Consider the following 10,857-nt stretch of genomic DNA (forward strand, 5'->3'; position numbering starts at 1 on the left):
TTTACTGCTCCTTCTCAATTGCGTTTTCGACCTTGTCGCGCATCTCGGCGACCTTCATGCCAAAGATGATCTGGATATTATTGCCGTTGCGGTTGATGCCGCTGTTGGGCACGTGGTTGATGAGGTCCTCATTGATGAGGTCCGGGTTCTTAACGTTCACGCGGAGACGCGTAAAGCAGTTCTCGAGCTCCTCGATGTTGTCCTTGCCACCAAGACCTGCGACCAGGTCGGCAATACCTGCATCGACGCCCTCTGCGGGAGCCGCGGCAACAGCGCCCTGCTTCACCGCGACAGACGCGGCGGCCTCGCCCTCGGCAACGGACTCGGCAAGCTCGGACTCTTCCTCGCGACCAGGCGTGTGGAGGTTGAGCTTCTTGATAAGGAAGGTGAAGAGGAAGAAGTACAGAGCGGCGTTGACGACTCCAAGCACCAGCATAACCGGCCAGTTGGTCTTATCGACACCGAGGACCAGGTTGGAAACCACGATGTTGATGATGCCGCCTGCAGTCGAAGCGGGCACGGAGAGGACCTTGAGCAGGACCAGGAGGCCGGAAAGAACCGAGTGAACGACAAAGAGCACGGGAGCGGCAAAGACAAAGAGGAAGTCCATGGGCTCGGTCACGCAGGAGAGCACGGCGGTGATGATCAGCGGGATAATAACGGCCTTGGTCTTATCCTTGTTCCCCTTGTAAGCGGTGACGATAAAGGCGAGACCGATACCGATGTAGGGCCACAGGTTGTTGAAGGTGTAGCTGTTGAAATACGTACTATCGGAGAAGGGCTGACCCGTCATTGCCATCTCGGCAACACGGATGGGATAGGCGCCGGCAATAACCTGATCACCCAGCGTCAGGGTGCCACCCACATCGGAGAACTGGAACGGGGTGTAGATGAGGTGGTGCAGACCGGTGGGAACGAGCAGCTTGTTGAGCATGCCGTAGATAAACAGACCGATGTTGCCCGACTCCTTAATGATGCCGGCAACGGAGGAGATGGCACCCTGAACCGGAGGCCAAACGATGCAGAAGCCAGCGCCCATGATCCAGGAAATGATGATCATAATCAGGAACGGGAAGCGGACGCCCGAGAACATCGAAAGGGCAATGGGGAACTGCTTGTTCGAGTACTTGTTGAACACGGCACCGGTGATGCAACCAAGGATGATGCCGCCGAACACGCCGGTATCGAGCACCTGAATGCCCATAACGGTGGCCTGGCCGGTTCCGGTAAGACCGAGCATGCCGCTCGCATCGGCAAGAGAGCCGGTGGCGTTGAGCACGATGTTGTTAGCCTGCAGGAACAGGAAGAACGACATCAGGGCAATCAGCGAAGCATGGCCCTTGTTCTTCTTTGCCATGGCGCCGGCGATGCCCACGCAGAACAGAATCGAGAGGTTGTTGATGATAAACATCAGCGACTGATAGACAACGGCGCCCACAAGCTGGAACGGACCGGAGCCCAGTACGGGGACCAAAGCGCAGATGGTCTTGTTGGTCAGAATGATGCCCACGATGAGCAGGATGCCGGCAACCGAGAGATACATCATCGGCTGAACGATCGACTTCGCGAACACCTCCAACGGCGCTTTGAAATTGAACTTCTTTTTTGCGGTCATAGCGGTACTCCCCTTCCTTTTCCGCAAATTAAGACAGATGTGCCCTGGACAAGACCGCGAGCCTTGCCTTATATCAATCGATGTGTGGGCACGTTATGCCTAGAGACCAGGTTCTCCAAGCAGGTTAACAATGTGATATGCGAGATAACTCTTCTCAGCATCGGTAACGACAACGTTATAGGTAGACGACAAGTGGGCGGCTATGGCGTCCGCGCACGAGAATGCGCACGGATACGCCGTTTCATCGATTCGGAACAGCGCGTCTCCGTTGATTTGCCCTGCCGTAGGATCGAGCGCTCGCTGTGCGAAAAACTGCAGGTGACGAACGAAACGTTCGTAAGGCAGCGAGGTGTCATCGAGGGTCGTAGCATAGCGCTTGGAAACAATCGCGAGCACGTCGCGAACAAGCTGGACCGAAACAATCAAACGATCGGAGCGTTGCGGCATGGTGGCGTTGACGATATGCAGCGTAATGAAACCCTGCTCTTCTTCGCTCATCTGAATGCCCATATACTCCTTGATAATCTGCAGCGCACGGCCCGCAAGTGCATACTCCTTGCGATAGAACTGCTGGATCTCGAGCAGCAACGGATTCTCACAGGAGACGCCCTTGCGCTCGCGCTCCAAAGCAAGGCTGATATGGTCTGCGAGAGCAATGAGAATCTTGTCGTTGATATCAACATTGAGCTCTCGACGGAGCATCTGAACAATGTCCTCGGCAATCACGAGGTTGACGGTGGGGATGGACTCCAAAAGATGTGCCAAGCGGTCAATCGTACGCGAATCCTGAGAAGTTCCCTCCTGCAACGCGTAGGTCTTTTCGATCGACGCCTCGTCGATGGCATCGCCGGCATGACGGCCAAAGCAGAGGCCTCGACCGATGACGATGAGCTCGGAGCCATCGTCCGAAGTGACCATTGCGACGTTGTTGTTAAAAACTCGCTTGATAACCACGGTACCCACCACAAGAATTTACTCGGAAAGCCAGACGACAGGCTCTTTAACAGCAACAGGGCCGGAAGCATGCTCACGAAGAGTCGAGTTCTCCGAGCGCTCGCACACGATAACGAAGACCGTGGGATCGAAGCCGGCGGCGCGGACCACGTCGAAATCGACCTCGACGAGGGGCTGGCCCGCGTCAACGTGATCACCCTGGGCAACAAGCGCATGGAAGCCCTTGCCCTCAAGTTTAACAGTGTCGATTCCGATATGCAGCATCACCTGAGCAGAGCTGTCGTCGGACATGATGCCCAGCGCGTGCTCAGTCGGAAACAGCGCCGCGACGGTGCCGGAAACAGGAGCGCACACCGTTCCCTCTTGGGGAACCACGGCAACGCCATCGCCCACTGCACGGCTGCTAAAAGCGGGGTCATTGGTATTTTCTAGATGAACAAGCTCGCCGGAAACGGGAGCGAGGATTTCGAACTCGGAAGTCGCAGTCGTCTGCTTATCCGAGCCACCCATTAGGCGAGAAAAGAAACCCATGGTGACATGTCCCTTCATAAATATAGCCCAACCAAAATCAATCGAATGCGCCCATTGAGACGCTCGCGATCAAAGACTTTGGTTAGGCCCACGTCCGAGGGGACTCGGTAACCTTCCGCATTTCTTTTACGGGGGTTATTGTAGACAAGCCCAAAGCCGGAACAATCATTATGACCGGCGAACGGTATTTTTCTCCGATAAACGGTATTTATGCGGTACTTAGGGACGTTCCTTTTCTGCCGGCACCCGGGGACACTCCTTGCTCTGGTGCATTGGGGACAGGTTTGTTTGCACCAGGTCGGTGCAGATTAACCTGGCCCCATTGCGCCAATTTCGTATGCGCTAGATGAAGAGCTCGCATTCCTTCCGCACGACGCAAACCTTGCTCAGCATCTGGGAAACAGCGGATAGCTTGTTGGGATCAAGCTTGCGAGCGCCTCGCGGACATACGGCAATGCAGCGCATGCAGGAGATGCACGCCTCGCCAGCTGCTCGTTTGGGGTCACCCTTGTCGATAGCACAAACGGGGCACGCCGCGGCGCATGCACCGCAGGAGACGCAATCCTCTGTTGCCTCGGGTGCCATGCGGTGACCTCCGGCTTGTTTATAAGGACGGTTGCCGGGAATAGAGGGCTCGGACGTATCCTCAGCCAACAGCTTTTGCTGAATTTGCTGCGCAAACTCTGCGAGCTGCGCCTCATCCTGCGCATCCGGACGACCGGCAGCAAACTGTCGCGCAATGGAATGTTCTGCAATGGCCGCAACTGCCGCGATCACCCGGAATCCCGCATGCTTCGCAACGTCCTCCAGCTCTACGAGCGTGTCCTCAAACGCGCGGTTTCCGTATACACAAACCAAAACAGCCCGAGCCCCGTTGCCGCGCACCATGCCCAACCGGTCAGCCACCACAGCCGGGATTCTACCGGCATACGCCGGCACAGAGATTACGGCCACGTCGTCCTCAGTCATCGAGACAGCGCTGAAATCTAGCCCGCTATCGGTCAGATCGACGGTAACGGTATTCTTGCCCAGTGCCCCGGCCACAAGGCCAGACACCTTCCGCGTTCCACCCGTCGGACTAAACACAATTTCGAATACGCTCATCGAGACACCCTCCCCTACGCCTGGCAACGCGTCAAGCCGCTTTCACATTCAGACAGAGTATACGGCGCATGGGGGGGAGCTCCCCGTTTTGGTGCGCTAGGCAGCCCGATACACCAACCCATACTGCCCGCCTTTTCGGTTTGCATAATTCCCGGTACAGATTGCATATATTTACTGGATACCGCCGCGTTCTCCTGAGGTACCCCATCCTGGCCCGTGCAAAAAACGGAGTATTCTGCAACGTGACCGCGCCAGCACCGCCGCGGGTGGGCAAAACTGTAGGGCGCCGTATCATTTTAAGTCCCGACATGGCGAGAATGACGCGCCCCTGCTCCGGAAAACGGCGAAATCTGACTCGGAACGCTCGCTAGGGATATCCGAAGGCCACCGTTGGCGACGTCGAATCATATGCAGACAACTCGAACTGCAGAATACTCCAAAAAATGCACGGCGCACCCCATAGGACCCATTGCTGCATGGCGAAAAATAGGTCCTCGGCATCCCCCAGATGCATTCCCGAGAACATCACGTTTGAATTAGCGATGGACACGGCAAACAAAAGGGCCCGAGCGTTGTTTGCTCGGGCCCTTAGCTTGTCTCACGCTAGCGCGCGATGCGCATCTTACTTGCGCTTGCCGCCGCCGTCGCCGGGGCGACGGGAGCTGCCACCGCGCTTGCCGCCACGGCTGTTGCCGTAGCTGCCACGGTTATCGCGACCGCCGGCACGGCCGCCACGGGAGCCGGCCTGGTTGCCGCCACGACCACCACGATAGCCACCGCGACGCTCTTCGCGGGTATCGTCGTAGTTGCGCCAGTCATCGCGACGATCGCGGCTGGCACGCGGGTCACGACGATCACGCGACTCGTTAGAACGACCAGCGCCGCCGCGGCCGCCATTGCCGCGAGCACCCTCGCGACGCTCGCCGCCGCGGCTACCGCGCTCTTCAAAGCGCTTGCCGCCACGGGACTCACCGCCACGGGCAGTACGCTCACCGCGACCCTCGCCGCCGCGACGCTCATCACGGCCGCCGCGCTCGTCATCACGACCGGAACGCCGGCGGTCGCCCGCACCGCGCTTGCCACCGCGCGAACCGCGGCCCTCGTCCTCGCGCTCGACACGACGACGACCGCCGCGGTCCTCGTCCTCACGACGACGGCGGTGTGCCTCGCCCTGGAACTGCTTGGCACGACGCTCGGCACGGTTGCCGCGCGGGGCCTGCTCAGCGGCACCAGCACCGCCGCGCTCCTCGGCAGCTACCTCGCGAGCCACGCTCTCAACAGCCTCGTCCACGCGAGCCTGAACGCCCTCGCGCACGCGGGTCTTGCCGCCGCGCTTGGGACGGCTCGGACGCTCGCCGTCGCCGCGGCGCTCGTCGCGACCGCGGTTGGAACGACCGGCAACATCGCCGTAATCGTCGCCGTTGCGCTTGCCGTCGCGACGCGCCTGCTCAAGCTTCTTCTTGCTCTTGGACTTGCCGCGCTTAGTCTTCTTCTTCACCTTAAAGGCCGCAGGGTCGCGCTCGGGATCAACCGCAGGCGGGTTGGGACCCACATGCAGGTCGCCGGCTTCGTAAATATCGGCCGTCTTGTCCATGAGCTTCTCGATCTCGTAGAACTCATCGACGTCCTGCTCGGTCACAAACGTAATGGCCCAGCCCAGCTCGCCGGCGCGGCCCGTACGGCCAATGCGGTGGATATAGTCGGTCGGCTCGGCCGGCACGTCAAAGTTCACGACGTAGCGCACGTCGCTAATGTCGATGCCGCGGGCGAGAACATCGGTTGCCACCAACACGTCGACGGTGCCGTCGCGGAAGGCAGAAAGCGCGCGCTCGCGCTGGGCCTGGCTGCGGTTGCCATGAATCGCGGCGGCCTTGATGCCCTTACGCTCCAGACGACGGCAGCAGCTGTCGGCGCGATGCTTGGTGCGCATAAAGACGATGGTGCGCTCCGGGCCCTCCTTCTTGAGGAACTCGGGCAACAGGTTGTTTTTGGCCTCGATGGACACCGGGAACACAAACTGGTCGACGGTGTCGGCGGTCGACGTGGCGGGCGCGATCTCCACGCGAGCCGGATCGCTCACCAGGTCGGCGATCTCGCCCACGGCCTCCTCGTCGAGCGTCGCCGAGAACAGCAGCGTCTGGCGCTCGGCCGGCGTCTCGCGCACAATGCGGCGGACGGCGGGCAAAAAGCCCATGTCGAGCATGCGGTCGGCCTCGTCGAGTACCAGCACCTTGACCTCGTTCAGGTGGCAGGCGCCCTGCTCGATCAGGTCGACCAGACGGCCCGGCGTGGCGACCAGGATATCGCAGCCGTACTTGAGTGCCGCGGTCTGCGGCTTGTAGCTCACGCCACCCACGACGGTCACGGCGACATGGCCGGTGACGTCGGCGATCTTGCTCGCGACCTCGTCGATCTGCTGGGCGAGCTCGCGCGTGGGGGTGATGACGAGCATCACGGGGCCGCGGCCGTTGCCCTCGGGCTTTTTAACACCGCGACGGCGGTTGCGGCCGCCGCGCTCGCGCACGGGTTTGGGAGGAGCGATGTGCTCCAGATTGTTCATGGTCGGCAGCAAAAAGGCAGCCGTCTTGCCGGTGCCGGTCTGAGCGGCGGCAAGCAGGTCACGGCCCTCGAGCACTACGGGGATCGAGCCGGCCTGCACGGGCGTGGGCGCCGTGTAGCCCAGGTTCTCGATAGCACGAAGTATCTCGTCGGAGAGGCCCAGCTCGTCAAAGGCGGGCAGGCTCTCGGTAGCGGACTCGACGGCCTGGGCGGCATTGGCCTCATCGGCGGCATCGAAGGCAGCCTGGGTCATGGCCTCGCGGGTCTCGTCCAGAATCTCGGCGTCGGTGACGTCAGATACAGAATTACGCATATGTTGTTGTTCCTTATCTGCACGCGCAATGGGCACGGCGTGCGGCCGCGCGGGCGTGCTTGGTAGTGCGCTAATACATACAAAAACAGGTGCGCACAGAGGGGACGTTGCTCAGCACGCTGGCGATCGCTTTGGCAGCCCTATCACGCGCCGTCCAGACGCAGCAGCTCTAAGCGATGGAGCAGATTCGCCGCCGGTTAGTATACCCGCACTCCGTATGCCCCCACGTAAACCACAGATGACGAGGCGGACGGGGCGGGCCTGGCCGATTGTCTCAATCTGTAACAGATGCAGGGCAAAACCGGGTCCAAATGTTACAGAACAAGACAGAGGGGGATTTCCGTCCAGTCCAAACCAAATCTCTCAGGCTTCCTGCAATTTCGAACATGTGGCCTATAATGTTGCTTTGGTTACGCTATATATTGCGCAGCCATTTAATACGTCGCCCACCGGGGGCCATTAATTCCTATCGCCATATTGGCTAGGAAGCAATCAAAGGAGGTATCCGTGGCAGCAGAGACGCCTTGCTCGGTCCTCTATAACGATATTCGCTCGTTCGGCGGTCTTAAACATCTCGAGATCGCCCGAATGCTTATCAATGGAAACTCTTATCTCGGCAGTACCCTGCTCGAGAAATGCTCTTCCAACCGCTCGTATCTCACCCGTTACATCGTCCATCGCAAGCCTGACCAGTGCGCGCCCGCCATCTACAGCGACTTTACCGTCACCACGCTCAACCTTTCCGCGGCAATCTGCAGCAAGCTCGGCGGCGGCGAGTCCGCCTATCGGGCAATCGCCGAGCACTATCGCGGTCCGGCCGCCAACGAAATGATGTCGGCTCTCACCAGCTACAAGCTGGACAGCCGCCTATATGCAAATGCCCTCAATCGCATCGACAACTTTGACGGCAATACCGTGCGCGAGAAAAGCACGCTTTACCTTATGCTCTTTGTGGCAACGGGGGCGCTCGCCGATCCCGTTCAGGGCGTGGCCACCGTCGAGCGCTTTTGCGACAGCAAGACGGGCGGGCACTTTGGCACCACCGAAACTACCGTCGGACGTGGCTTTATGAGCAGCCTGGAGCAGCCGCGCACCGTCGCCCCCAACCTCGGTCTGCTCAGAACCCATGCCGACAACTGCGCCGACATGCAAATCCATCCCCTCACACGCGATCCGCGCGGCACCGTAATTGGTTCTTTGCCCAAAACCTCGCCCAGCATCACCGATGTGGGCGCCGACGCATCGCGCGAGCATCTTCGCATTTGGCTTGAGGGTGAGCACTGGTACGCCCAGGGCCTTGGATCGACCAACGGCACGGTACTCGAATCGGGTGCAGGCGACGGCGATATTGTGATTGAGCCGCCGCGCGACCAACGCGAGCCCGGCAAGATCTATCCCCCCGTGGAAATCGCCAACAGCGACAGGCTCCATCTGGGTCTCTACACGACATTCCTTGTCATTGTGGACTAGCACGGACGGCGATCGGAAGACGGTCGCCGTCCGTCTTTCGTCTTCTACCTTCTGCGTCGTAAACGACAATACTCAGCGGTATACGTGGGCAGTGCGGCTATCATGGTGCTTTACCGATATCCGCACTGCTCACGTATACGCGCGGCAACCCATGCCAGACAAAGGAACGCCATGGATACTACCGATAGCGCCTATGGCGACAAACTCATCCGTCTTGACACGTTCGACACCGCCGTGGCGGTCGACCCCAGCGCCGAGGACGACGCCAAGCGTCGGTTTATGACGCTTATTCTCCAGACGGCCCACCGCAACAACGGCAACATCGGACACGTGCTGCGCGCGACCAACACGAGCGGCGAGGTCTTTGCCGTCAAGCTACTCAAGGACAACGCCATCCTTTCCGGCCAAGCCCCCGACCGCTCCGCCGAGCAATCGGCAGCGCACCTGGCCAGCACCGCCGCGCTGTTCGAGGAGTACCGTCATCTGTGTACCGTCTCGCACCTGCGCGGATTTCCGCGCGTCTATGGCTACGGATCGTGCGAGGATGACCCTCTCATCCTCATGGAGTGGGTCGAGGGCACCTCGCTCAAGCAGGCGCTGCCCCTGCTTCCGCACGACGCCTCGGGCGGGCTGGCCACCCAGATGGTCGCCGCCGTCGGAAACGCCGTGCTTCGTGCGCTCTTGATGACCCAAGGCCTCGTGAATCCGGTCATCCATCGCGACCTGTCGCCTGCCAATATCATGTTCCGCACCACTAGCCGAACGCTCGAGCAGCAGATTGCTGATTGTTCCTTTGACCCCTGCCTCATCGACATGGGCTCCGCGACCATGGCTCTCGGCGACGACACGATCACCCGGCGCGCCGACATCTGGCGTTTTGCCACGCCCGCATACGCCGCGCCCGAGATGCTCACGCAGGATATCGAAGGCATCGCGGCCCTTCGCCGTTCGCCGGCAATCGACGTCTATGCGCTTTCGAGCATTCTGTACCAGCTCTACAGCGGTCGCAAACCGTTTGACTTTGAGTCGACGGACGCCGCTGCAACCGGCTCGTTCTATCTCGTAAAGACCAAGACCAAGCCGGCACCGCTCGAGCCGCGCTGCGAGGGCGATGAGGCGCTCGTCCAGATCATCATGAAGGGTCTCTCAGTCGAGCAGTGCGATCGTCCCACCGAGCAGCAGATGCTCGAGGTGCTCTCGGCATACCTCACCGACGCCGAATCCGAAGGCCGCGAAGGTGCAGGAGACGAGGCCGCAATTGATATCGATTCTGGCACGCACCTTAAGGTCGACGTCGCCGGCGAGCGCGCACGAGAGATCCTGAATCAGGCCCGCCACGATGCCATGACCCGCCGCCGCTTTATTATCGGCGGCGCTATCGCAGCCGTTGCGGGGCTCAGCGTTATCGGGGCGGCAACCCATGGCTTTGGCATCCCCGACTACCTTGACGGCATCCGCGGTTCACTTGACGACTACACCTGGGATCAGCTGCAGGAGATTTCGCTCAAGATTAAGGCCGCCGAGACCCGTAGCGAGGCACGCGAGATTGCCAAGCGTTACCACCTGCTCGACGCTGATGGGCATATCCCCTATCCGTGCACCAAGCGTGTCACGCTCACCAACGGGCTGGAGGTCGGCGCGCAGCTTGTGGGCATCCGTCACGATGAGCTTCTGGACGGTACGGGCAAGGCCGGGCTGACGTTTATGTTCGACGCGGGTATTGCCGAGCGCAACGCTGCAGCTGAACCGCCGAGCGCCGGCTGGGCAGATTGCGAGCTGCGGAAATGGCTCAACGGCGACGGCCTTAAGCTGCTGCCCAACGAGTTGCGCGCACTCATTAAAGGGGTCAAGAAGGTCTCGAACAATGTGGGCGCCGCCAACAGCGCATCGTGCCTGAGCGAGTTGCCCGCAACCCTTTGGCTGCCCGCCATGGTCGAGCTGTGCGGTACGCAACCGTCCGATTCGTTTGCCGAGGACTATCACTACCTGGCAGACATCTACAACGGCGAGGGCAAGGAGTATCAGCTCTTCCGCGAGCTCAAGGTAAGTCCGTATACCACGAACGAGATGCTGGTTCGCCAGTGGAAGGGCAAGGACACCTGCTGGTGGGAGCGCACGGTGAGCCCCGACTCATCGGAGACCGAAGGCACGCTCTACATAAACCGTGTGGGCCACGACGGCGACGCCTTTACGTACGCAACGCCTGCGGACAAGCCAAACAAACGAACCTGCGTGATCCCCGGATTCTGTATCTAGAGAGCGGACGTCTTGCCGTGACGGGACCCCTCCCCGGCAATTGTCTCGATCTGTA

At 60.2% G+C, this 10,857-nt stretch carries 7 protein-coding genes; 2 read left to right on the top strand and 5 right to left on the bottom strand.

Annotated elements, in window-relative coordinates:
• Window position 1: 1 nt before the first annotated feature.
• The 5 genes from AAAX36_RS03815 to AAAX36_RS03835 all read right to left on the bottom strand — a co-directional run bounded on the left by AAAX36_RS03815 (window position 2) and on the right by AAAX36_RS03835 (window position 7,076).
• Window positions 2-1,615 (bottom strand): PTS transporter subunit EIIC, encoded by a 1,614-nt coding sequence (locus tag AAAX36_RS03815; protein ID WP_349074050.1) that lies wholly within the window; start codon window positions 1,613-1,615, stop codon window positions 2-4.
• A 99-nt stretch (window positions 1,616-1,714) separates the two neighbouring features.
• Window positions 1,715-2,569, bottom strand: a complete 855-nt coding sequence (locus tag AAAX36_RS03820; RefSeq protein WP_271736594.1) for a PRD domain-containing protein — start codon at window positions 2,567-2,569, stop codon at window positions 1,715-1,717.
• Window positions 2,570-2,587: 18 nt separating this feature from the next.
• A complete protein-coding gene (locus AAAX36_RS03825; protein ID WP_349074053.1) occupies window positions 2,588-3,100 on the bottom strand; it encodes a PTS glucose transporter subunit IIA in 513 nt (170 codons plus the stop codon).
• 342 nt (window positions 3,101-3,442) lie between these two features.
• Window positions 3,443-4,144 carry a 4Fe-4S dicluster domain-containing protein gene (locus AAAX36_RS03830; protein WP_349074055.1) on the bottom strand — a complete coding sequence of 234 codons (702 nt, stop codon included), beginning with the start codon at window positions 4,142-4,144 and terminating at the stop codon, window positions 3,443-3,445.
• A 682-nt stretch (window positions 4,145-4,826) separates the two neighbouring features.
• On the bottom strand, window positions 4,827-7,076 hold the full coding sequence (locus AAAX36_RS03835; protein WP_349074058.1) for a DEAD/DEAH box helicase: 2,250 nt from the start codon (window positions 7,074-7,076) through the stop codon (window positions 4,827-4,829).
• Between the two features lie 507 nt (window positions 7,077-7,583).
• Here AAAX36_RS03835 and AAAX36_RS03840 point away from each other — a divergent pair.
• Together AAAX36_RS03840 and AAAX36_RS03845 are read left to right on the top strand one after the other, a co-directional pair.
• Window positions 7,584-8,546: an FHA domain-containing protein gene (locus AAAX36_RS03840; protein WP_349074061.1), complete on the top strand. Its 963-nt coding sequence runs from the start codon at window positions 7,584-7,586 to the stop codon at window positions 8,544-8,546.
• A 171-nt stretch (window positions 8,547-8,717) separates the two neighbouring features.
• A complete protein-coding gene (locus AAAX36_RS03845) occupies window positions 8,718-10,802 on the top strand; it encodes a DUF6273 domain-containing protein (RefSeq protein ID WP_349074064.1) in 2,085 nt (694 codons plus the stop codon).
• Window positions 10,803-10,857: the final 55 nt, after the last annotated feature.

This window comes from Collinsella sp. CLA-ER-H10 (assembly GCF_040092475.1).
Classification (GTDB): Bacteria; Actinomycetota; Coriobacteriia; order Coriobacteriales; family Coriobacteriaceae; genus Collinsella.